The 23,708-nt window shown below is 67.5% G+C and carries 17 protein-coding genes, 1 tRNA gene and 1 pseudogene (1 of these 19 running past the window's edge); 10 read left to right on the forward strand and 9 right to left on the reverse strand.

Going from position 1 to position 23,708, the window contains the following annotated elements:
* Positions 1-1,147: the start of an ATP-dependent chaperone ClpB gene (gene clpB / locus B0A89_RS05525; protein ID WP_085377278.1), read on the reverse strand. The gene continues 1,481 nt to the left of window position 1, outside the view; the window shows 1,147 of its 2,628 coding nt (coding positions 1-1,147); it begins with the start codon at positions 1,145-1,147; the stop codon falls past the left edge of the window.
* A gap of 269 nt (positions 1,148-1,416) precedes the next feature.
* On the opposite strand from clpB, the gene pyrF reads away from it, so the two are divergent.
* On the forward strand, positions 1,417-2,121 hold the full coding sequence (gene pyrF / locus B0A89_RS05530; RefSeq protein ID WP_085377279.1) for an orotidine-5'-phosphate decarboxylase: 705 nt from the start codon (positions 1,417-1,419) through the stop codon (positions 2,119-2,121).
* A 79-nt stretch (positions 2,122-2,200) separates the two neighbouring features.
* On the opposite strand, the gene B0A89_RS05535 is transcribed toward pyrF, so the two are convergent.
* Together B0A89_RS05535 and B0A89_RS05540 are read right to left on the reverse strand one after the other, a co-directional pair.
* Complete coding sequence (locus tag B0A89_RS05535; protein ID WP_085377280.1) at positions 2,201-2,659, reverse strand: NUDIX domain-containing protein; 459 nt, start codon at positions 2,657-2,659, stop codon at positions 2,201-2,203.
* Positions 2,656-3,525 (reverse strand): N-formylglutamate amidohydrolase, encoded by an 870-nt coding sequence (locus B0A89_RS05540; protein WP_085377281.1) that lies wholly within the window; start codon positions 3,523-3,525, stop codon positions 2,656-2,658. The genes B0A89_RS05535 and B0A89_RS05540 overlap by 4 nt, the downstream gene beginning before the upstream one ends.
* A 156-nt stretch (positions 3,526-3,681) precedes the next feature.
* Here B0A89_RS05540 and B0A89_RS05545 point away from each other — a divergent pair.
* Positions 3,682-3,756: transfer RNA gene (locus tag B0A89_RS05545), tRNA-Val, on the forward strand.
* Between the two features lie 81 nt (positions 3,757-3,837).
* Complete coding sequence (ykgO, locus tag B0A89_RS05550) at positions 3,838-3,963, forward strand: type B 50S ribosomal protein L36 (protein WP_036700801.1); 126 nt, start codon at positions 3,838-3,840, stop codon at positions 3,961-3,963.
* Between the two features lie 604 nt (positions 3,964-4,567).
* On the opposite strand, the gene B0A89_RS05555 is transcribed toward ykgO, so the two are convergent.
* Positions 4,568-5,491, reverse strand: coding sequence for a LysR substrate-binding domain-containing protein (locus B0A89_RS05555; protein WP_205949780.1), 924 nt, complete (start codon positions 5,489-5,491; stop codon positions 4,568-4,570).
* A 119-nt stretch (positions 5,492-5,610) separates the two neighbouring features.
* Between B0A89_RS05555 and B0A89_RS05560 the strand changes: the two genes are divergently transcribed.
* Positions 5,611-6,897, forward strand: coding sequence for an aromatic ring-hydroxylating oxygenase subunit alpha (locus tag B0A89_RS05560; RefSeq protein WP_240558655.1), 1,287 nt, complete (start codon positions 5,611-5,613; stop codon positions 6,895-6,897).
* On the forward strand, positions 6,887-7,951 hold the full coding sequence (locus B0A89_RS05565) for an FAD-binding oxidoreductase (protein ID WP_157115255.1): 1,065 nt from the start codon (positions 6,887-6,889) through the stop codon (positions 7,949-7,951). Before B0A89_RS05560 ends, B0A89_RS05565 begins: the two co-directional genes overlap by 11 nt.
* 58 nt (positions 7,952-8,009) lie before the next feature.
* Here B0A89_RS05565 and B0A89_RS05570 read toward each other — a convergent pair whose 3' ends face one another.
* The 4 genes from B0A89_RS05570 to B0A89_RS05585 all read right to left on the reverse strand — a co-directional run bounded on the left by B0A89_RS05570 (position 8,010) and on the right by B0A89_RS05585 (position 11,744).
* Positions 8,010-9,035 carry a quaternary amine ABC transporter ATP-binding protein gene (locus B0A89_RS05570; RefSeq protein WP_085378771.1) on the reverse strand — a complete coding sequence of 342 codons (1,026 nt, stop codon included), beginning with the start codon at positions 9,033-9,035 and terminating at the stop codon, positions 8,010-8,012.
* Positions 9,028-9,918 (reverse strand): ABC transporter permease, encoded by an 891-nt coding sequence (locus tag B0A89_RS05575; protein WP_085377284.1) that lies wholly within the window; start codon positions 9,916-9,918, stop codon positions 9,028-9,030. The genes B0A89_RS05570 and B0A89_RS05575 overlap by 8 nt, the downstream gene beginning before the upstream one ends.
* A gap of 75 nt (positions 9,919-9,993) precedes the next feature.
* Entirely contained in the window at positions 9,994-10,995 is a 1,002-nt protein-coding gene (locus B0A89_RS05580; protein ID WP_085377285.1) for an ABC transporter substrate-binding protein, read from the reverse strand.
* Positions 10,996-11,066: 71 nt separating this feature from the next.
* Positions 11,067-11,744 carry a TetR/AcrR family transcriptional regulator gene (locus tag B0A89_RS05585; protein ID WP_085377286.1) on the reverse strand — a complete coding sequence of 226 codons (678 nt, stop codon included), beginning with the start codon at positions 11,742-11,744 and terminating at the stop codon, positions 11,067-11,069.
* Positions 11,745-11,890: 146 nt separating this feature from the next.
* Between B0A89_RS05585 and B0A89_RS05590 the strand changes: the two genes are divergently transcribed.
* The 3 genes and pseudogenes from B0A89_RS05590 to B0A89_RS15140 all read left to right on the forward strand — a co-directional run bounded on the left by B0A89_RS05590 (position 11,891) and on the right by B0A89_RS15140 (position 16,487).
* Positions 11,891-13,927 carry an oxidoreductase gene (locus tag B0A89_RS05590; RefSeq protein WP_085377287.1) on the forward strand — a complete coding sequence of 679 codons (2,037 nt, stop codon included), beginning with the start codon at positions 11,891-11,893 and terminating at the stop codon, positions 13,925-13,927.
* 2 nt (positions 13,928-13,929) lie between these two features.
* Positions 13,930-15,141 (forward strand): annotated as a pseudogene (locus tag B0A89_RS15135) (NAD(P)/FAD-dependent oxidoreductase); the annotation flags it as partial.
* A gap of 146 nt (positions 15,142-15,287) precedes the next feature.
* Positions 15,288-16,487, forward strand: a complete 1,200-nt coding sequence (locus B0A89_RS15140) for an aminomethyl transferase family protein (RefSeq protein ID WP_240558656.1) — start codon at positions 15,288-15,290, stop codon at positions 16,485-16,487.
* 353 nt (positions 16,488-16,840) lie between these two features.
* Here the strand turns inward: B0A89_RS15140 and B0A89_RS05600 are convergent, their stop codons facing one another.
* On the reverse strand, positions 16,841-21,319 hold the full coding sequence (locus B0A89_RS05600; RefSeq protein ID WP_085377288.1) for a glycosyltransferase family protein: 4,479 nt from the start codon (positions 21,317-21,319) through the stop codon (positions 16,841-16,843).
* A gap of 143 nt (positions 21,320-21,462) precedes the next feature.
* Here B0A89_RS05600 and B0A89_RS05605 point away from each other — a divergent pair, with 143 nt between their 5' ends.
* On the forward strand, positions 21,463-22,827 hold the full coding sequence (locus tag B0A89_RS05605) for a glycosyltransferase family 92 protein (protein WP_085377289.1): 1,365 nt from the start codon (positions 21,463-21,465) through the stop codon (positions 22,825-22,827).
* Positions 22,828-22,847: 20 nt separating this feature from the next.
* The gene (locus B0A89_RS05610) at positions 22,848-23,708 is read left to right on the forward strand and encodes a Stf0 family sulfotransferase (protein WP_085377290.1); all 861 of its coding nucleotides are present in this window, start codon (positions 22,848-22,850) and stop codon (positions 23,706-23,708) included.

A 23,708-nucleotide genomic window follows, 5' to 3' on the forward strand; every position in this document is an offset into this window, starting at 1 on the left:
CGGTGATATAGCGGTGGCTCAGCGTCGCGGCAGCGACCAGCGCGGCATCGCTGATGCGCACGCCGTGGTGCAGTTCGTATTTCTCCTTGATGCCGCGCAGGATGCTGATCGTGTCCTCGACGGTGGGTTCCTCGACCATCACCGGCTGGAACCGGCGGGCCAGCGCGGCGTCCTTTTCAATATACTTGCGGTATTCGTCCAGCGTGGTCGCGCCGACGCAATGCAGTTCTCCCCGCGCGAGCGCCGGCTTGATGAGGTTCGCGGCGTCCATTGCCCCGTCCGTCTTGCCCGCGCCGACCAGCACATGCAGCTCGTCGATGAACAGGATGATCTCGCCGGCGGCTGCCTCGATCTCCTTGAGGATCGCCTTCAGGCGCTCCTCGAATTCGCCGCGGTATTTGGCGCCGGCGATCAGGGCGCCCATGTCGAGGGCCATCAGCTTCTTGTTGCGCAAGGATTCGGGAACGTCGCCGTTCACGATGCGCAGGGCCAGCCCCTCGGCGATGGCCGTCTTGCCGACGCCGGGTTCCCCGATCAGCACCGGGTTGTTCTTGGTGCGGCGGCTCAGCACCTGCATGGCGCGGCGGATTTCCTCGTCGCGGCCGATGATCGGGTCGATCTTGCCCTGCTCGGCGGCCTCGGTCAGGTCGCGCGCGTATTTCGAGAGCGCCTCAAAGCTGTCCTCGGCGCTGGCCGAATCGGCGGTGCGGCCCTTGCGGATGTCGTTGATCGCGCCGTTGAGCGCCTGCGGCGTGACCTTGCCGGCGTCCAGCGCATCCTTGGCGCGGGTGTTCACCATCGCCAGCGCCATCAGCACCCGTTCAACGGGCACAAAGCTGTCGCCAGCCTTCTGCGCCAGGGTCTGTGCCTCGTCCATCACGCGCACCAGCGCGCTGTCCACATACACCTGCCCGTCGCCGCCCGACACCTTGGGCAGCCTGGCGACCGCCTCATCCGCCGCGCGCCGCACCGCTGCGGCATCGCCGCCCGATCGGGTGATCAGGTTGGCGGCCATCCCTTGATCGTCGTCCATCAGCGCCTTGAGCAGATGCTCGGGCACCACGCGCTGATTGTTTTCGCGGATCGCGATCGTCTGCGCAGCTTGCAGGAACCCGCGCGAGCGTTCCGTGAACTTTTCCATGTCCATGGGCAATCTCTCCTTTGCAGCCCCCGCCTTGCGCCGCCCTGCTGGCACGGCACCGTGCGGGTCTTGGGGTTCAGATGGGGACGGCAAAACGGCGCTTCAACCCGGCGGCGGGCGTGGCGCGGCGGCCCGCCGGGCCCATGGCAGCGCATGGGGCTTGTCTCGCGCGCCGCCCGCGGCGGGCCGGCCTTCAGGCGAGGCGGTGCCGCCTTGCAAGCCGGACCGGCCATGCCCTAGACCAGCCGCCATATGCCGGGGCGCAGGAGAATGACATGGACGACCGCCTGATCGTTGCACTTGACGTCCCGGACGCGCTGTCAGGGCTGGATCTTGCCACCCGCCTGGGCGATGCGGTGTCGTTCTACAAGATCGGCCTGGGCATGCTGACCGGCGGCGGCCTTGCTCTCGCGCGCGAGCTGAAGGACGAACACGGCAAGCGCATCTTCCTGGACATGAAGCTGTTCGACATCGGCGCCACGGTCGAGGCGGCGGTGCGCGGGCTGGCGCGGTTCGACATCGACCTGCTGACCGTCCACGGCGATCCCCATGTGGTGCGCGCTGCACGGCAGGGCGCGGCGGGGTCGGGCACCCGCATCCTGGCCGTCACCATCCTGACATCGCTGGACCGTGCCGACCTCGATGCCGGGTTGATGCGCGAGGGTGACCTGCACGCCCTGACGGTGGAACGCGCGGCCCGCGCCTTCGAAGCCGGCGCGGACGGGGTCATCTGTTCCCCGCGCGAGGCGGCGGCGATCCGCGCCCTGCCGGGCGCCGGGCTGATCGTCACCCCCGGCGTGCGGCCCGCCGGCGCCGCCGCAGGCGATCAGAAAAGGATCGAGACGCCCGCCGCCGCCATCGGCGCCGGCGCCGATCACATCGTGGTGGGCCGTCCTATCTGGCAATCGCCCGACCCGCGCGCCGCGGCGCAGGCAATCCTTGACGATCTGCCCCCAGCAGCCCTGCCCGACAAGGCCTGACGGCTCTGACGGGCCGCGCTGTCGCGGCCATGCCGCGGGACAGGGCCTTGGCTCGTCATCCCATGGCAAAGGCCCATGCTCAGGGCCGGGGCTGGTCGAGGCCCAGCATTGCCGCGACAATCGCCCGGAAATGGGGCACCGCCTGGGGATGGGCCACGAACTCGGCCGCCGGCATCAGGCGCAGTTCCGTTCCCTCGTCGCCCAGCCGGGCGGACGCCGCCTCTGCCGGGGTCAGGACGGCGGTGAAATAGAACCCGTGCCGCCCCGGCCGGTGCGGCAGCGCACGGGCAAAGCCGCTCAGCCGAGCGGGGTCCAGCCTGAGGCCGGTTTCCTCGAACAGCTCGCGCAGGGCGCAGGCACGCGGGCCCTCGCCCGGCTCGCGCGCACCGCCGGGCAGATCCCACATGCCGGGCCAGGGAATGCCGGCAATATCATCGCGGCGCAGGACCAGAAGCGAATCGCCGCAGGTCAGCACCAGCTTGGCCCCGCGCCAGTCCAGCCCCAGATCGTCATCGCAAAGCGCGCTGCCGGGCTTCATTCGGCCGCCAGCTGCGAGGGATCGGCGGCCATCCGGGCCAGCCTTCGGGCCACGCGGGCCAGCCGCGCCGCAAAGGCATCATAGCCGTGATGAGGACATATCCGCGCCTCGTCCATATAGAGGCTGCGGTCGATTTCGATCTGGACGACATGGCGGCCGCAGGACGGCCGCCCATGGACCGCGGCGGTATGGGCGCCGGCAAAGGGCGTGTTGCGGCGCACGGCAAAGCCTTCGGCAGCCAGCGCCTGATGAACCGCGGCCGTGACGCCGGGTGCAGCCGACCGGCCGTTGCGGTCGCCCAGAACGATGTCGGGCGGCGGGCCGGCCACATGGGACAGGGCGGCATGCGGCATCGAATGGACATCGATGAGGATCGCCTGGCCAAATCGGGTCGCTGCCTCATCCATCAGGATAGACAGCGCAGCATGATAGGGCTGCCAATAGGCTTCGATGCGCCGCCGCGCCTCAGGGGCGGTCAGCTTGCCTTGCCGAATCGGACGGCCATGGGCAACGACGCGGGGGATGACGCCCAGGCCCGCCATGGCGCGCGGCGCGACACGCGCAGGCGCGATGCCGCTGATCGCTGCCGGGTCCAGTTCGTCCGCACCCCGGTTCAGGTCCACGATGGTGCGCGGCACCCGCGCCAGCAGGACAGCTGCCCCCGCATCGGCAGCCGGCGCGATCAGGCGGTCCACGAAGGCATCCTCGGACGATCGTAGCGCCAGGGGATCAAGGATGGATTCGGCCAGGAACCAGCCCGGATAGTCGCGGCCGGAATGGGGCGACGCCATGATGACACCGCACGCCCAGTCGGGCGGCCGCACCAGATCGAAGGTGCCCTGTGGAAAATCCGGGCCAGCGGTCATCGGTCCCCTTGGATCCGGGCGCCTGCCCCGTACGCGCCCATGCCCAGTATAACGCGCCGCACGGGATAGAAAAGGAGGCTTGCGGCCCTTGGAATCGGCCTGTATAGACACGCGGACCAACGCGATTCAGGGTTTGAGGCCCGGTGTCGCAGGCAAGGGCGGTTAGCTCAGCGGTAGAGCACTACGTTGACATCGTAGTGGCCACTGGTTCGATCCCAGTACCGCCCACCATGATTTCGCCGCCCCCGGCCTGTCACCGGGGGCATTCAGTTTTCCGGGCGCAACTCGCGAGCGCCGAGAGGAGAGAGACCGATGAAGGTTCGCAACTCGCTGCGTTCGCTGAAAGAGCGTCACCGCGACTGTCAGATCGTGCGCCGCAAGGGCCGCATTTATGTCATCAACAAGACCAACCGCCGGTTCAAGGCGCGGCAGGGCTGAACGCCCGCCTCTTGTGCAGATGATAAACGCCCGCGGTTCGCGCCGCGGGCGTTCTGCTGTGTTCTCCGGTGTTGCGCCCTGTCTTTCGTGAAAGGGCATGGCCTGCTTTTGGAATGATAGAGCCGCCTTGGGACGGCATCGCCTGCCCCTGTGACGGCAAGGGCCGCGGCCGCTTGCTTGGCTTCGGCGGCGGGGCTGCTCTGTCTGGCAATGCACGGCATGGTCCCCGCCTGCCTGCGCAGCGTGCGGCAGAGCTGCACCGGACGGGTCCGGGCCGCATCTGCCCTGGGCCATCCGGCCTGCGCTCCCGTTCCGCAGGATAGGGCGGCGTCTTGCGTCCGGGCAGCCGATCCCGGCCGCTCACGGTCCGGCAGGACGGGCCTTTGCCTTGCAGCGGCACCGGCCGGGTCCGCAGGGCAAGGAACATCCATGCCCTGGCCGGATGATCTCTGCGCGGGCTGGCAAGCGGGGCCGGCTCTCTGCCGGCCTGCAAAGAAGCCATGGCGCGGTTGAGGCAGGGGCCTTGGCGGACGGAAAACCCGGCCGATGTCCACGCTCTTGCAGCCCCTTTCGCCTTGGCATGCACGGGGCACGCGGCCGGGCTTCAGCCGCTGGTCGCTGGGTCCGAACCGGCCTCGGCCGCCCTGTCGGACAGCCAGTGCAGGAACAGCTCGGCCGATGCCTTGGGCCGGGCCCGATACGGGACCACGACGTGATAGCCGTCGCTGGTCCGTGCGACGTGATCGGTCAGCCGCACCAGCCGCCGCTGGGCGATCAGGTCGGGAATGAGCCGTGCCCAGCCCAGCGAAATGCCTTGCCCGGCCAGTGCCGCATAGATCGAATCGGTGAACGAGCTGCACACCATCTGCGCACCGCGCCGCGGCATGGCCGCGCCAAAGGCGGACAGCCACGCCTCCCATCCGGTCCAGACGGGATCGTGGGACTGATGCATGATCAGCGGGTGCCGCACCAGCTGATCCAGCGTGTCGATGGGCCCGTGGGCCTGCAGGTATTCGGCACTGCATATCGGATAGACCTCGTCGCGAAACAGCAGGATCGAACGGCCATCCGGCCACAGCCCATTGCCGTAACGGATCGTCAGATCGGCATCCCCCCGGCCGAGATCCACCAGCTGATCCTGCGCCACGATCCGCAGCTTGAACTGCGGATGTTCCCGGCTGAACCCCGAAATCCGAGGCAGCAGCCAGAAATGCGAAAACCCGACCGAGGCCGAGATCACCAGCTCGTCGGGGGCCGAAGCGTCGGTGATCTCGTCGATGGCATCAGCCATCAGCGTCAGGGCAGAACTGGCAGCATTGGCAAGGATGCGGCCGTTCTCGGTCAGCTCGACGCGCCGGTGCAGACGGCGGAACACGGGAAAGCCCAGGGCGGTTTCAAGCAGATGCACCTGCCGGCTGACGGCCGCCTGCGTTACCCCCAGCTCGGCCGCAGCGCGGGTGAAGCTGCGCAGCCGCGCGGCCGATTCGAATGTCACCAGCGCGGTCAGCGGCGGCAGCCTGCGGCGCAATCCCGGCATCCTGTTCCCCTCGCCTGCCGGCGGGGCGATTCGCCGCCCTGCCATTACATTCAGTCATGCGAGCAGAAACCATTAATGCAGTTGAAGAAAGCCCGTTCCTGACCGCTAGCTTGGCCCTGCCAACCGTCACGCCCAGAGGTTTTCCGATGCTCGACCAGTCCCGTTCCGCGATCTCGACCCTGCTGGATGAGCGGCGCGAGGGCCATTCCCTTCCCGCCGGTCTCTACACGCGCGAGGATGTCTACGAGGCCGATCTGGACGTGTTCTTCCGCAAGCACTGGATCTTCATCGGGCCGGAATGCGACGTGCCCGAGCCGGGCGATGCCAGCGTGATCGACGTGGCCGGTTCCAGCCTCATCATGCTGCGCGATGACGACGGCGAGGTGCGGGTGTTCCACAATGTCTGCCGCCATCGCGGCGCGCGCATCCTGGACGAGGGCACATCGGTCGTCTCCAAGCTGGTCTGCCCCTATCACCAGTGGACCTACGAACTGACGGGTGAACTGGCCTATGCCCCCCATATGGGCCGCGACTTCGACAAGACCTGCAACAGCCTCAAGCCGGTGAACTTCCGCAATATCGGCGGGCTGATCCATGTCTGCCTGTCCGACGACCCGCCCGCCGACATCGACGCGCTGGAGGCGGTGGGCCGCGACCGGCTGCTGCCCTATGACCTCAAGAACACGCGCGTCGCATTCACGCAGGACGTGATCGAACACGGCAACTGGAAGCTGACGATCGAGAACAACCGCGAATGTTATCACTGCGCCGCCAATCATCCAGAACTGTGCGTGTCCTACATCGATCTTGACTTCGGGTTCGACCCCGAGAGCCTGTCGCCCGAGGACCGGGAACGGGCGGCCCGCCACGAGGCCCTGTATGCCCGGCAGATCGTCGCCTGGGAGGCCGAGGGCTATCCCTCGGCCGCCATCGAGCATCTGTCCAAGACCGAATCGAACTTCCGCACCCAGCGGCTGATCATCTCGGGCGCGGGGGAATCGCAGACGCCCGATGCGCGCGCGGCCGTGGCCAAGCTGACCGGCATCGGCCGCAAGGATCTGGGCGACACGCATCTGTGGGGCCATAACAGCTGGCACCATTTCATGGGCGATCACATCATCGTCGCCGCAGTCATCCCGCTGGGGCCGGACAAGACGCTTCTGCGGATGAAATGGCTGGTCAACAAGGATGCGGTCGAGGGCATGGACTATGACCTGCACAACCTGACCAGCGTCTGGGTCGCCACCAACGAGGAGGACGCGGCGCTGGTCGGCCGGTCCCATGCGGGGGTATCCGATCCTGCCTATGTGCCGGGGATGTATTCGCCGTTCACCGAAAAGCAGCTGGACTGGTTTGCCGGCTGGTATGTGGACCGGATGCGCGCGCATGGCTACTGAGCCGGCAATGTCAGCGCCGGGCTGGTGGGATCCGCTGGCCGACGATCAGCTGCGCTGCATCGCGGTCCACCAGGAAACCCATGATGTCAGCAGCTTTACCTTCGTCTCGCCCGCGGGAAAGCATTTCCGCTTTGAAGCGGGGCAGTATTTCCTGTTCGATTTTCCCTTGGGCGGGGATGAGGAAAGCCGCTGCTACAGCGTCTCGTCCCCGCCGACCCGGCCGGGCACCATCACGATCACCGTCAAGCGCGTGCCGGGCGGGCGGGTGTCGAACTGGCTGCACGACAATCTGCGGCCCGGCGCGCTCGTGCGGGCGCAGGGGCCGCGCGGCAGCTTCGTGCGGCCGGCAACCGGGGCGCCCAGATACCTGTTCCTGTCGGGCGGATCGGGCATCACACCGGTGATGTCCATGCTGCGCGAGATCGCCGACCGGGCCGAGCCTGCGGATGTGGTGTTCATGCATGCCGGCCGCAGCCCGCGCGACCTTGTCTTCCGTGACGAGCTTGCGCTGCTGGCCTCGCGCATGCCCGGCCTGCGGCTGGTCCTGCTGCCCGAAAGCCGGCAGGGCGATCCCGCCTGGCCGGGCCTGACCGGGCGCATCTCGGCCGAGATGCTGCGGCTGATGGTTCCAGATCTGGCCGAGCGGGCGGTGATGTGCTGCGGCCCTGCGCCCTTCATGGCCGCCGCCCGCACCATCACTGCCGCCATCGGCGTTCCGGCCGAACGCTATTTCGAGGAAAGCTTCGACGCCGCCGTGCTGGAACCCCCGGTGCATGAACCTCCGGCCGCCTCGGCGTTCAAGGTGACCTTCGCCAAGCAGAACCGCAGCATCGAGGTCGGCGTGGAACAGACTGTCCTGTCCTGCGCCAAGCGTGAAGGCATCCGCATCCCGTCGTCCTGCGCGAACGGCATCTGCGGCACCTGCAAATCGAAACTGGTCAGCGGCAGCGTGGACATGAAGCACGAAGGCGGCATCCGCCAGCGCGAGATCGACGCGGGGATGTTCCTGCCCTGCTGCTCGCGCCCGCTGAGCGATCTGGTGATCGACCGCTAGTCTGCCGGCAGGCGCTGCAAACGCCCGCCTCCGGCAGGCGCGGGGGCGGCCTTGCCGTTCAGCTGTCGCCCGCGGCCACGGCGATGGCGCGGGTCATCGGCAGAACGCCGATGGCGCGACCGGCCTCGTCCACCACCGTCACCCGGTCGATGCCGCCCGCCGACATGGCGCGGATCGCCTCGCCCAGTCCGCTGCGGGCGGGAATGGTCGGACCGGTCGCCTCGCCCGACAACGGCTGCATGACCGAGGCCGCCTGCACGACCTTGGCACGGTCCACATGCTGCACGAAGCTGGCCACATAGTCGTCGGCAGGACGCAGGACCATATCCTGCCCGGTGCCTTCCTGGATGACCGAGCCGTCGCGCAAGAGCGCGATCCGATCGCCGATCCGCAGCGCCTCGTCAAAGTCATGGGTGATGAAGACGATGGTCTTGCGGATCTCCTTCTGCAGATCCAGCAGCACTGTCTGCATGTCATAACGGATCAAGGGGTCCAGCGCCGAATAGGCCTCGTCCATCAGCAGGATCGGCGCGTCATTGGTCAGCGCGCGCGCCAGCCCGACGCGCTGCTGCATCCCCCCGGACAGCTGGCTGGGATAGCGGTTCTCATAGCCGGCAAGGCCCACCCGCTCGATCCAGCGCGACGCCTCGCGATGGCGCCTGTCCTGCGCGACGCCTTGCACCTCAAGGCCATAGGAGACGTTGTCGATCACCGTCCGGTGCGGCAGCAGGGCGAATTTCTGGAAGACCATCGCCGTTTGGTGGCGGCGGAAATCGCGCAGCGCGGCGGGGGCCATCGCCAGCACGTCCTGCCCGCCGATGACGATCTGGCCGGCGGTCGGCTCGATCAGCCGGTTGATGTGGCGGATCAGCGTGGACTTGCCCGACCCCGACAGACCCATGACCACCTGGATCGAGCCGGGATCGATCGACAGGTTGATATCGCGCAGGCCCAGGACGTGGCGGTGGCGCTGGTTCAGCTCGGTCTTGGTCATGCCGGCGCGCACGGCCTCGACATGGGCGGCGGGATGGGCGCCGAAGATCTTGTAGAGATCGCGGATCTCGATGGCGAGCGGCTCAGGCATCATGGCCTCCCCGGTGCTTCTGCAGGCGGCGGCCGAAGGCCTGGCTGATGCGGTCGAAGATGATGGCGATGCCGACGATGGCAAAGCCGTTGAACAGGCCCAGTGTGAAATACTGGTTGGAAATCGCCTTCAGCACCGGCTGGCCCAAGCCCTGAACCCCGATCATCGAGGCGATGACCACCATCGCCAGCGCCATCATGATCGTCTGGTTCACGCCCGCCATGATCGTCGGCAGCGCCAGCGGCAGTTCAACCTTCCACAGCCGTTGCCAGGCGGACGAGCCGAAGGCGTCGGCGGCCTCGATCACCTCGCGGTCAACCTCGCGCAGGCCCAGATTGGTCAGGCGGATGATCGGCGGCAGGGCATAGATCACGACGGCGATCATGCCCGCGACGCGGCCGATCCCCAGCAGCATCACCACCGGAATCAGATAGACAAAGCTGGGCATGGTCTGCATCACGTCCAGCAGCGGGTTCATGATCCCGCGCATGCGGTCCGACCGCGCCATCAGGATGCCAAGCGGGATGCCGATGGCGATGGCCACCAGGGTGCAGACGAGGATCATGGCGATGGTGCGCATCGTGTCCTCCCACATCCCGAAATAGCCCGTCGCGGCCAGCGTCAGGACGCTGGCGATCGTCAGGCGGATGCTGCGGCTGCCCCACCAGGCAAGCGCCGCGGCAAGGGCCAGGACCAGCGGCCAGGGCATCCCCAGCATCAGTCTTTCGCCCTGGATCAGCAGGCGGCGCAGGGGATCGAAGACCGCTTCGATCCCGCTGCCATGGCTGCGCGAGAACTGACGGAATCCCTCGTCGATCACGCGCTTGAGATCGCGCAGCGTTGTCTCATCCATCTGGGGAAAGCGATTCAGCCAGTCGGGCATGCGGAATCCTGACGTGAGGGCGCAAGGGGGGCCGAGGGCGCCGCAGGCCAGGGCGGCCCGCGGCGAAGGGCTGGCTTACAGGGCGGCCTTGATCTTTTCGGCGGCGGCCGGTGTCACCCACTGGGTCCACAGATCGGGCTGGGTGCGCAGGAATTCGCGTGCGCCATCCTCGCCGGTGGACTGGTTGTCGGACATCCAGGCCATCAGCCTGTTCACCGTCTCGTTCGTCCAGGACCGCTTGTCGAGATAGTCGATCACGTCCTTGGGCGCCCGCTTGGCGAAGTCGCTGGAAATCAGCGTATAGACAACATCCGCCTTCCAGTCGTTGACCTTGGGATCGGTGCAGTCGGCCTTGGACGTGCAGCGTTCCCATTCCGCATCGTCCAGCGGCGCCCCATGCTGCAGACGCACCATCGCATATTTGCCCAGCAGCGCCGTCGGTTCCCAGTAGAAGGCCACGATCGGCTGTTTGTTTTCATAAGCGCGCGCGATGGCGCCATCGAGGCCCGCGGCAGATCCTGTGTCGATCAGGTTCCAGCCCTGCGCCTCGGCGCCGTAAGCCTTGAACATCTGCGTGGTCACGATCGTGCCGCCCCATCCCTCGGGACCGTTATAGATGGCGCCCTTGCCCGGCTTTTCGGGATCGGGAAACAGGTCGGGATGCTTGAGCAGTTCCTGGATCGTGGTGATCTCGGGATGGGCGTCGGCAAAATATTTCGGCACGAACCAGCCCTGCTGGCCGCCGTCCGACAGCGCCTTGGCGCCATAGACGATCCGGCCCTCGTCCTTGGCCTTGGCGACAAGGTCGGGCAGCAGGTTGATCCAGGCTTCGGGCACGACCTCGGGGCGGCCCTGCTCGATCAGCGAGGTGATCGAGGGCACGGTATCGCCGGCGACGATCTCGGCGTTGCAGCCATAGCCCTTGTTCAGGATGAACTGGTCCAGCGCCGCCAGCACCTCGGCGCTCTGCCAGTTCATGTTCGACAGCGACAGATCGCCGCATGTCTGGTCCTGGGCCAGTGCGGGGGCACCGGCAAGGCCGAACCCCAGCGCGGCGAGGGTCAGGATTGTGCGCATTTCCACCTCCGTCAGAGCCTTGTTGGCTGGCTGGCCGGCGGGCTCTGGATCGCCGGCTGGCTGGCGCTGCGTCAATCGACGCCGCGTTTGACAGGCACCGGCCGGCCATCGTCATCCGGCTGATAGCCGAAGGGGGCAAGAAAGCGGCCGATCTCGCTCTGGGTCGGGTCCTTGCCGGTATAGATGCGGACATAGGAAGCGATCCGCGCCAGCCGCGTTTCCACCGTCTCGTCGGGCTGCATCGAGATATAGCCGATCTGGACCAGATAGATGGTTCGCGCCCGCACGTCGGCATCGACCCCGTCATAGCCAAAGCGCCGCAGCATGACGCGCAGCGCCTCCATCCGGGCCTCGTCGGCCAGCCGCACGCGGCGCATGGTATCGCCCGATTGCAGCGCCCAGCTGCGCACGGCGAATTCGAACCCGGCATCGAACCGATCGCCCCGGATGAACATCGCCATCAGGTTCAGCACCGATTCGGCTGCGGTTTCGGCATAGGCTTCGGTCGCGGCGAGGAAGGCGCGGGTGTTGGTCTGCTCCCAACGATCCAGAAGCGCCTCCAGCAGTTCCTCGCGGCTGTCGAAGAACCAGTAGAAGCTGGTGCGCGACAAGCTCAGCCGGTCCGACAGCAACTGGATGCGCAGGCTGTCCACGCCGTTGTCCACCAGCGCCCCCTGCGCGGCATCGAGCCACAAGTCGCGCGAGCCGCGTTCCTTGGGCCGTTTGAGATGGGGCGAGGGATTGTCCATGGGCCGATGATTACCGCGCCGACCCCGCATGGCAACGGAAATGTTCAAGGCCGAACATTCAATGTTCGCCATGTTCTAATTTCTTGACAGCCCTGAACAGTGGCCGCACGCTGGTGTCAGTCGACCCGTCTTTCCCAGAGCGCGCCATGTCCACCGACCCGCTGTTGCAGCCCTTCCAGCTGCGCCACCTGACGCTCAAGAACCGCCTGCTGCTGACCTCGCACGAGCCGGCCTATGGCGAGGACGGGCTGCCCAAGGATCGCTACCGCGCCTATCACGTCGAACGCGCCAAGGGCGGCGTTGCCCTGACCATGACGGCGGGATCGGCGGTGGTCGGCCCGGACAGCCCGCCCGCCTTCGGCAACCTGTTGCTTTACAAGGACGAGGTCGTGCCGTGGATGAAGCGGCTGGTGGACGAATGTCACGACCACGGCGCGGCGGTGATGATCCAGGTCACCCATATGGGCCGCCGCACCCGCTGGGACCGCGGCGATTGGCTGCCGGTTCTGGGCCCCTCGCATGAACGCGAGGCCGCGCACCGCGCCTTTCCCAAGCGGATCGAGGACTGGGACATCGCCCGGATCGTGACGCAGTTCGCCGACGCGGCCGAGCGGATGAAGGCCGCCGGCGTCGATGGGATCGAGCTGCAGGCCTATGGCCAGTTGCTGGCGCAGTTCTGGACGCCCTCGATCAACGACCTCGGCCCGCCCTATGGCGGCAACCTGGAAAACCGCCTGCGCTTCACCTTCGAGGTGCTGGACGCCATCCGCGCCCGCGTCGGCCCGGATTTCATCGTCGGCATGCGCGTCGTGCCGGACGAGCAGATGCCCGGCGGCGTGACGCGCGAGGACGGGGCCGAGATCGCCCGCCTGCTGCGGGGCACCGGCCAGGTCGATTTCCTGAACATCGTCCGCGGCCATATCGACACCGATGCCGGCCTGACCGACCTGATCCCGATCCACGGCATGCCGTCTGCGCCGCATCTCGACTTTGCCGGAGAGATCCGCGCCAGCACCCGGATGCCGACCTTCCACGCCGCCCGGATCCAGGACGTGGCCACCGCCCGCCACGCCGTGGCCAGCGGGCTGCTGGACATGGTGGGCATGACCCGCGCCCATATCGCCGACCCCCATATCGTCCGCAAGATCATGGCCGGGGCCGAGGACCGCATCCGCCCCTGCGTCGGCGCGAATTACTGCCTCGACCGCATCTATCAGGGCGGCATGGCCCTGTGCATCCACAACGCCGCCTCGGGGCGGGAGGAGACGCTGCCTCATGCCGCCGCCCCCGCCGCCCGGCCGCGCCGCGTCACCATCGTGGGCGCCGGTCCCGCTGGGCTGGAAGCGGCACGTGTCGCCGCTGAGCGCGGCCATGCGGTGACGGTGTTCGAGGCCGCGGACCAGCCCGGCGGGCAGGTCCGCCTTGCCGCCCTGCAACCCCGCCGGCGCGAGCTTGGGCAGATCATCTCGTGGCGGCAGGCGGAATGTGATCGCATGGGCGTCGCCTTCCATTTCAACAGCTATGCCGAAGCAGGCGAGGTGCTGGACACCGATCCGGAGGTGGTCATCGTCGCTACCGGCGGGCTGCCGCATACCGAGGTGCTGGCGCAGGGCAATGAGCTGGTCGTGTCTGCCTGGGACATCCTGTCGGGCGACATGCGCCCCGGCGCGAACGTGCTGGTCTTTGACGACGCGGGGGACCATGCGGCGCTGCAGGCCGCGCAGGCGATTGCCGAAACCGGCGCGGCGGTGGAAATCGTCACCCCCGACCGCAGCTTTGCGCCCGAGATCATGGCGATGAACCTCGTGCCCTACATGCGCGCGCTGCAGAAAGGGCAGACGACCTTTACCGTCACCTGGCGCCTGCGCGCGGTGGTGCGCGAGGGCAACCTGCTGCGCGTCACGCTGGGCAGCGACTATGGCGAGGCGGCGCGCGAGCGGCTGGTCGATCAGGTCGTCGTCAACCACGGCACAAGGCCGCTGGATGAGCTGTATTTCGACCTGAAACCGCTGTCGTCAAATCTGGGCGAGGTCGATTACGGCGCCATGATCGCCGGCCACCCCCAGCAGGTCGTCCGCAACCCAGAAGGGCGTTTCCAGCTGTTCCGCATTGGCGACGCCGTTTCCGCCCGCAACACACATGCCGCTGTCCATGACGCGCTGCGACTGGTCAAGGATCTCTAATCATGGCGTTTCCCGAACGCGCACGCGTCGTCATCGTCGGCCTGGGGGGGATCGTGGGCGCCTCGGTTGCCCATCACCTGATCGAACGGGGCTGGGACGACATCGTGGGTATCGACAAGTCGGGTATCCCCACCGATATCGGCTCGACGGCCCATGCCTCGGATTTCTGCTATACGACCAGCCATGATTTCCTCAGCACCTGGACCACGCTCTATTCCGTCGATTTCTATGACAGGCTGGGCCATTACGCCCGTGTCGGCGGGCTCGAGATCGCGCGGGCTGGGGATGAGGCGCGGCTGAACGAGCTGAAGCGCAAGGTCGCCTCGGGCAAGGCCTTCGGCACCCGCGCGACGATCATCGCCCCGGCCGAGGTCAAGCAGCGCTTTCCGTTGATCGAACAGGATCTGGTGGCCGCCGCCCTGTGGGATCCCGATGCCGGGCTGGTCATCCCGCGCTCGCAGACCGTGGCGGGCAAGCTGGTGGACATGGGCATGGCGGCCGGCAAGCTGGCCGCCTATGCCAATACACCGGCGACCGCGCTGGTGATCGAGAACGGCCATATCCGCGGCGTCGTCACCCCGCGCGGCACCATCCGGGCCGACCTGGTGATCGTCTGCGCCGGCCTCTGGGGCCGCCAGATCGCCGAGATGGCGGGCGAGGATCTGCCGGTCTTTCCGGTCGATCACCCGCTGACCTTCTTCGGCCCCTTCAATGAATTCGCCGGCACCGGCAAGGATATCGGCTATCCGCTGCTGCGCGATCAGGGCAACTCGGCCTATATGCGCGACACCGGCGATCCGACCACGGCCGAGGGCGGGCAGATCGAATGGGGCTATTATTACGAAGCCCAGCCGCGCCTGTGCCACCCGCGCGACATCCTGGAAAAGGAACAGGCGCGGCTCTCGCCCTCGCAGCGCGATCTGGACATCGAGGATCTGATGGGCCCGCTGGAACGCGCCATCGAACTGACCCCGATCCTGGGCGAGCTGGGCTATAACGAAAGCCATTCGTTCAACGGGCTGCTGCAGGCCACGACCGACGCGATGCCCTCGGTCGGGGAAAGCATCAAGGCCCGCGGGCTGTGGTATGCGGTGGCGATCTGGGTCAAGGACGCGCCCGCTTATGGAAAGCTGGTCGCCGACTGGATCACCGACGGGCGCACCGCCGTCGATCACGCCAGCATCGACTATGCCCGCTTTGCCCCGCACCAGCTGAAAGCCGACTATATCGAGGCCCGCTGCACCCAGACCGCGGCGGCGATCTATAACCCCCCGTCCACCCGCGCGAGCCGTTCGCGGGCGGGCGCAACATCCGCCGCTCGCCCTTCCACGAGCGCGAGGTCGAACTGGGCGGGCATTTCATGGAACTGGGCGGCTGGGAACGCGCGCATGGCTATGCCTCCAACGATCACCTGCTGGACAAATACGGCGACCGCGTGCCGGTGCGCGCCCATGAATGGGACAACCGGCATTTCTGGCGGGTGTCGAATGCCGAGCATCTTGAGCTGTCCGAGAATTACGGCATCATCAACCTGTCGCATTTCCACGTCACCGAGCTGTCCGGCCCCGACCATGTCGCGCTGCTGGAATGGCTGTGCGCGGCGCGGATCGGCGGCGACGCCAATATCGGCAAGGGCATCTATACCCATTTCCTCGACGACGAGGGCCATGTCCGCGCCGATTTCACCGTCATCCGGCTGGCCGACCGCTGCCGGCTGGTCAACGGCGCCGATGCCGGGCCGCGCGATCTGGCCTACATGCGCCGGGTGGCCGAGGATCGGGGGCTGGACGTCACCATCACCGACGTGACCGAACGCTTCGTCACCATTGGGATCTGGGGACCGAACGCCCGAACCAACCTGCAAAAGGTGGTCGAAGACCCGGCCGCGCTGGAGCCGGGCGCCTTTCCCTTTGCCGCCATTCGCACCATCCGCATCGCGGGGCGCGCGGTCATGGCCTTTCGCATTTCCTATGTCGGCGAGCAGGGCTGGGAACTGCACATGGCCTATGAGGACGGGCTGGCCGTCTGGGACGCGCTGCGGTCCACCGGCGCGCCGGCGGTCGGGGTGGAAACCTACGCCAATTCGCGCCGGTTGGAAAAAAGCCTGCGCCTGCAGAACGCGGACCTGCGGACCGAATACAACCTGTTCGAGGCGGACCTTGCCCGGCCCAAGGTCAAGGACGCCGATTTCCGCGGCAAGGCCAGGCACCTGGAATACCGCGCGCGCGATCACCAGCCGGCGATGCTGTGCACGCTGGTGATGACCGACAATGTCGATTCCGCCGGCATTGCCCGCTATCCCGTAGGCATCCTTCCGGTGCTCGACCCCGCGACGGGCGAGACGCTGGTCGATGAGCTGGGCCGCCGGTCCTATGTCACCTCGATGGCCTATGGCCCGACCATCGGCAGCAACATCGGGCTGGCCTATCTGCCCTGGCGATATTGCCAGCAGGGCCGCCGGCTGATCGTCGAATATATGGGAGAGCAGTTCCCGGTCGAGATCGCGGCGGTCGGGAACAAGGCCCTGTATGATCCGGAAAACCTGCGCCCGCGCAGCTGACGCCACGGCTGGCATGCGCCATGGGCTGCCATTCATGAAGGCCCGGCCGCAGGGGATCAGGCGGACAGAGCAGGAACCGCCTGATTCTTGCGTCAGGCGGCAGGGGGCAGGACGGCTGCGGCAGGGCCGATCCCTGCGGCGTCACATCCGGGCTGGCCCCGCGCCATCGCTGCTGCCCACAGGGCGGCAACGCCGCAGCCTTGGGCGAATACAGGGTTGCGCCAGGACAGGCCCTTCCAGCTGGCCAAGGGCGCCTGGCTTTCACGCAAAGCCCCCGCCGGACGATGGGTTCGGGGCGGATGACAGTCATCGGCCCGCTTTGGCGGCAGGCCGCGGGGCTTGGCGGCCATGCGTCACGATCCGCAGGCCAGTTTGCGGGCAAGCAGGGCGCGGATCATGTCGTCAAGCTGGGCGGCGCGTGCGGGAAAGCCGTGTTCGGCCATGATCCGCCGGGCAAAGGCATCGCGTTCGGCCTGACGGTCGGGGCCTTCCCCCTGCAGTTCGGCGGTCAGGGCGGCCAGTTCGGCGGGTTCGCGATAGGTGCGGACGAAATCGCCGAACAACTGCTCCATCCCCTCGACGGGATCGCTGATCAGCCGCCCGCCGCAGGCCAGCACGTCGAACACGCGGTTCGAGATCATGCCGTAACGGCGCATCGTGTCCCAATGATCGTTCAGCACGACCCCCGCGGCGCGGTATTCATGGGCAAGGCGGGCATTGGGAACGTTCTCGGCGCGCAGATGGCCATCAGGCACCAGGCCGCGCCAGCCATTGCCGTAGATCGCCGGGTTCAGCCCGACGGCCAGCGCATCGCGGATCACCTGCCGGTATTCCCCGCGCGAATTGCCGACAAAGAGGATGTCTTCGCGGAACACCGGCTCGTCCGCCTGGGGATGAAAGCGGGCAGGATCGGTGCATTGCAGCAGGACCGAGACATCTTCGCCCAGTTCCGCGCCCAGGTCCCGCGCCAGCGCATGAGAGGCGACGAAGACGTGATCGTAGGATTTCAGCTCGGCGATGCTGATCTTGTCGGGGTGCGAGATGACCCAGCACAGCGACACCTGATGCGGCAGCGGCGCATAGCCCGACAGCCCGCGCAGGACCAGCACCACATCATCCCCGTTCGATTGGGGGTTGGCCCATTCGTCCAGCGTGTCGATGCGCACCCTGTAGCCCAGCGGCTCGAGCGCGTGGCGCAGACTGTCGGCAAAGTGGTAATCGCCCCATTCGGCGATCACGTCCCGGTTCGGGGCGCCGATCTTGATGGCGATGCGGACGGCCGCGCTGGCGCGGGCAAGGCTGTCCCAGGCCTGCCGGGCGCGCAGGGCATAGGTATGCTCGGCCTCCACGACCCGTTGCAGGGCCGCCACGGTCCGACGGCGCAGCGGCTCGTCATCCAGAAAGCGGCGCAGCAGCGCCTCAAGCTCCTGCGGGCTGTCATAGGTGGGCAGCAGGTCGCCGAACAGGGCCTGCGCGCCCTCGCGGCCATTGGTCAGCACCAGGCAGCCCGCGGCGATCGCATCAAAGACGCGGCTGTTGACCGACTGCATCAGCTTGGTCGCATGGTTGGCATCGTCGATGACGACGCGGGTACTGGCATAAACGTCCGGCATCCGCTCATAGGGCAGCGGCCCGCGGGCAAAGGGGGCCATCTGGGGCACCGCCTCCCATCCCGTGCCATAGACGGCAAAGCGATAGGGAAGGGCGGCCGGTTCAAGGGTCTGCGAAATCTCGCGGTGAACGCCCCAGAAGCTTCCCGTGAAGCAATAGTCCGACTGCAGGGCCGGATCGACGCGCCCCGCGGCGAAGCGGGCGGGCGCGGTGGCGATGGGCACCAGCTCCACCGGGCGCCGGAGCAGACGGGAAAGCTGGTCGGCGGCATGGCGCGAGGACGCCCACAGCAGGTCGAAATCGCGCGTCCATGGCCGGGCGGCAAAGCGTTCTGCCCAGTTGCGAACCCAGGCGACCCGCAGCATGGTCGGATCGGATGCGTGCACCCGCCGCGGGTCGAAATCGTCGCGCATCGAGATCAGCACGTCGATCCCGCGCAGATCGCGCAGGTCGGGCGACCGATGGGGGATGAAATGGCAGTCAACCGGGAACTGCGCCGACAGCGCCTCGGCCAGTTCGCGTGCGGTGAAGAAATCGCCCGCCAGCGTCTCGGTATCGTTTTCGGTGACGACAAAGGCGATGCGCAGCCGCCGCCCGGTCCAGAAGCCGGTCCGGCCAAAGCGGTCGGCCGCCATGATCCGGCGCGCCCATGAGCCGAAGCGTTCGTCGAAGATCCTGCGATTGCGCAGGCGGACGGGGGCATAGTCGCCGCTCATGGTGTCGCGGCTGTAGGCGCGCAGGTGCAGCGCCCGCAGCTGGTTCAGCGCAAGGATGCGCTTGCCGGCGCGGCGCAGCCTGAGGCTGAGGTCGATATCCTCGTGGCCATAGAAATATGCCTCGTCCAGCCCGCCGAGCGACAGGAAATCCGCCCGCCGCATGGCCATGAAGGCGCCCGTCACGGCCGGAACCTCGATCGCCGCAGCCTCGATCCCGACCCATTCGCGCGAGGGGCGCGTTTCAAAGGGAACCACCCCCGGGGCCTTGCCTGCCCCGATCGACAGATGCACGCCCAGATGCTGGATCGGTCCCGGCAGGCCGGCCGATTCAAGCGCGCGATCGGGCACATCGTCCAGCAGGGCAGGCGAAACCGCACCGATATCCTGATCGTCAAGCGCCGCCACGATCTGCGGCACGATGTCCTGGCACAGCCGCACGTCGTTATTGGCCAGGATCAGGATGTCTCCGGTCGCATGCTGCGCGCCAAGGTTGTTGGACTGCGAGAACGAGAAGTTGCCGCTGCGCTGGATCAGGCTGACCTTCAGCGGCCCGGCCCAGCGCGCACAGACCGCGGCGCTGTCATCGGTCGATGCGTGATCGACAACGATGAATTCAAGATCGGCATGGGTGTTATGGCGCTCGAACGATTCGAACAGCCGCGTCAGCAATGCCCCGCCGTTGCGGTTCAGCACGACGACCGATACCCGTCCCGATCCGCTGCGCGCGGGCATTGGCCGAAGAAACGCGTCCAGCGGCCGCAGCGGGCTGATGGTGGCATTGCGCTTGGAATCGGGCAGCACCGCAAGGCGGGCCTTGGGTTCCGCCCAGGTGCCTGCCCGCGGCTGCACCGTGATGTCGCCAGGCACCTGCCAGCGCTGCGCCGGCGACATTTCCACGGCATAGCCATAGGCCCCATGATCGCCAAAGCGGCGGGCCAGATCGCCCCGCGCCCGGTTTGCCGGGATGGTGGCATACCAGGCATTGTCCAGAAACACATCGGCATAGCACAGCTCGTCCGGCTCGTCCGGGTTGCGCATCCAGCCGCGCAGAACGTCGCCCTCCAGCCCGTCCACGGCGCCCTGGATGCGCGCATCGCGCGTGGCAAAGCACTGGTGATTGCCCGGCACCAAGCGCGCCGCAAGCGCCGCCGCCTCGCGGCTCAGCGGCAGCGATGCCAGCGTCCCGGCCGGCGAGATGATGGGCAATGTCCGCGGATCCAGCGGCCTGCCCTCTGGCAGGCGCAGGGCCGAAAGGGAAAGATTCACCGAAAAAGCCCCGACCGGCGCGTTTTCGGCCTGGGTGCGGATACCGGCCGCAAGCGGCGCATCGGCGCTGAACCGCGCGATCAACACCCCGTCATGGCGCCGCGCCACCATCTCGACCGGCCTTGGCGGCTCGCGCGAATCGACGCACCAGCCGCCAAGGCGCAGATGTTCGCCGACAAGCCGCACATCGGTGATCGCGCCGATCAGCGCATCGGCCGCACCCCAGTGCAGCGGAAAGCCGGGCAGCGGGCGGCCATCCGCCGTGACCGCATCCACCGTTCCCGCCAGCCGGCCGGCATCATGGGGCGGCAGCAGCACCCGATAGCCCAGCGCCCGCCGCTTGCCCGAAGGCTGGTCCTCGGCGCTGCCGATCGTCTCGATCCGGTCGGCCATGCCTTCCCACACGGCCGTCCCGTCCAGCGAGACGCGCACCGCCAGGGGCTGGCCCGGCGCGGCGCTATCCTCGACCCAGCCGCGGACCATGCGGCGATCAAGAACCGCGCTGCCGCGCAGACCGCCGAGCGTCGCCGCGGCCCCCGGCCGCGGCCAGGCGGACGAGAAAGCCTGTGTTCTCAGAACCGGACCGACGATCCCGTTCAGGATCGCCCCATCCGGCAGCAGGACGCTGATATCCTCGACCTTCAGCCCCTCAGGCGCGGGCAGGTCGAAACGGAAGCCGCGGTCCTCCTGGCCCTTGCCCCACAGCGCCGGCAGCGGCTCGGGCCGGCAGGCGAAATCCCGCAGGTCATCCCCCTCGCAGCCGCGCAGATGCAGGCGGATCTCGGGGCGCATCGAAGGATGGGCCAGGTCGGCAAGCCAGCCCTCGACCAGCAGGCGGCCATCGGCGATCTCGCTGCGCGTCACCTCGCCCAGCCAGCGCGGCGCGCGGGCAGGCGGCGCCGCAGGGCCGGTCGGGCCGCGCAGCGGCGTGTTGCCGCCGGTCACGCTCAGCGGCCGGCCCGCCACGCGGCGCGTATCGATGCGCACCACAAAGCCGCACCAGCCATCGCCCTTGCCCGCCGCCACCAAGTCGTTTCGCTGCTCGCAGGCAAGCGCATGGGCCACGATCTCGTCCCCCGCCCTGACGGTGATCGCCACGGGACGGGACGGCTCGGCCACGCAATAGGCCCAGCCCCGCAGGATCCGGTTCAGGCCCTCCTCGAAGGAATGTTCCCACCTGCCCTGCACCGCATCGGCAGCCAAAGGGGCGGCAGAACTTACCGAAACGTCAACATCCATTGATCACATCGTCATGCAGGGCAATGCCATAGGCAACATCTTGCCGGTCTATCCCGCCCGCCTGTTCCCAGCAAGATGGCCAAGGCCTGTCGCTGGCCGCCCCTTTCCGGTAAGGTCGATCTTCCCGATCGTTCGGAGAGCTCATGAAACTGCCCCCCCTCGGTGTCGCCATGGCGGCCATCACCAAGAACGAAGGCCCCTTCATCGCCGAATGGGTCGCCTATCACTATCTGCTGGGGGTCGAGCATTTCTTTATCTACGACAACGGCTCGTCCGACACGACCGCTGCCGAGCTGACCCCTTTCGTCAACTGCGGGATCGTCACCCTCATCCACTGGCCGCTGTTTCCCGGCCAGATCGAGGCCTATCAGCATGCGCTGGCTGTCCTCGGCCCCAATTGCGACTGGATGGGCTTTCTCGACATCGACGAATTCGTCGCCCTGCCGGCCGAGCTGTCCCTGCCCGCCTTCCTTGGCGCCCAGTCGCCCGACACGGACGAGGTCGTCCTGTTCTGGCGCATGTATGGCCATTCCGGGCACCATGCCCGCCCGGCCGGCCTGACCATCCAGAACTTCACCCGCTGCGATCCTGCGATCTGGCAGATCAGCAAATGCTTCGTGCGCCCCGATCGCGTGCGGCTGATGCATATCCACCACGCCGAAACCGTCAACCGCACCAGCGTCGATGAACTCGGCCGGCCTGTGCGTCAGGTCTGGATGCATGAACGCGATGCGCCGACCGCCCAGCGCGTGGCGGTGAACCACTATTTCACGCGATCCTACGACGATTACCGCGCCAAGATCGCACGCGGCCAGGCGGACGGGCGCAGCGAGAAAAAGCTCGAACCCTTCGAGAAATGGGATTTCCGGCATGTCGATGACCGCATCGTCCGCATGGGCCCGGCGGTGGCGCGGCTGCTGGACATCGTCAGGGATCGCGGCAGGCAACCCATGCGCTATGGCAACCTGACCCGTTTCGGCGTCACCGGCTCGGACCGCAATTTCGTCGTCGCCAGCCAGAGCGCCGTCAAGGCGCATCTGGGGGCGCTTGAGGCGCTGGGCGTGACGGGGCGGTTGCAGCACACCAACCATGGCACCGCCATCACGACCCCGGATGCGCCGGGCGATCCCCTGCCGCTTGAGGCGCTCGACCGGATGTGCCGGGCAGTGCCCTCGGCCGGGCGGCTGATGCTGCCCGAAAACCCCGCCGCGCCGGCGGCGCTGGATCCATCCGGGCTGGCCATGCCCGAAGATATCGTCGGCACGGTCTGGGCCGCGGCGATCATCGACGTTCAGGCCCGCGGCTGGGTCGAGTTTGCGGCAAGCGGCCATCTGCGCGACGGGCGTTCCGTAACGCAGCGCCGCCGCCAGTCGCTGCCCGAAACGGGCCGGGTTCTGACGCTGATGACGGTTACGGCCGAGCCTTTCATTCCCACGGCATTCACTACCCTGTCCTCGGACCCGTCCGCGGTTCAGGTCAGGGAATGCCGCGTGTTCGCCGCGCATTGATCCACTGACCGGCCATCATCATGCTGAACCGCTTTCTTGACCGTCTTCGCCGCCGCCGGGTTCCGGCCCTAGGCGTGATTTCGTCATCCCCGATCGTCGATCCCGCCCCGGTCCGCGTGCACGAGGCAGGGATCCGGGCGATCTTTCAGAACCGTGTCGCTTGGTCGGGAACCGCGCCGGTGATCGACCGGCCGGTGCTGGTGCTTGCCTTCACAAACCGATCGGGATCGAACCTGCTGGCCGACTATCTGCGCCAGACCGGGCAGGTCGCGGGGATCGGCGAATACCTCAACCAGGAAACGGTCGCCCGGCAGGCGGACCGCTATGGCATCGACAGCGTGCCGGCCTATCTGCAGAACCTTGCCGGGCGGCTTTGTTCGGGGCACCAGCAGTTCGGGGTCAAGGCCTCGGCCGAACAGTTGCAGCTGCTGATCGAGGGCGGGCTGCTGGGCATGTTCCGCTCGGCCAGCATCGTGCATATCCACCGCGACGACCTGATGGCCCAGGCCGTCTCCCACTGGATCGCCAGGCAGACAGGCCAGTGGACCAGCGATCACGACCGGCAGGGCGAGGCAGAGGGATATGATGCGGACGCGATGCTGACCATCGCCGCCGATGTCCTCAGGCAGGATGGCTCGATCCGCTGGCAATGCGCGGCGGCCGCGCTGAACTATCTGTCGGTCAGCTATGAGGAACTGGTCCACGATCCGGCGGCGACGCTGGCGCGGATCGGGGCGGGCGCAGGGCTGTCGCTTGACGGCTGGACGCCCGCCGCCCCCCGGATCAGCCGACAGGCGACGGCGCGCAACGATGCCCTGAAACAACGCCTGATCGCCGATGCCCGCGGCCGAAGCCTTGCCCGGCCGTCCGCAGGGGCGTGA

It is taken from the genome of Paracoccus contaminans (genome assembly GCF_002105555.1).
In the GTDB taxonomy this organism is placed as follows: domain Bacteria; phylum Pseudomonadota; class Alphaproteobacteria; order Rhodobacterales; family Rhodobacteraceae; genus Paracoccus; species Paracoccus contaminans.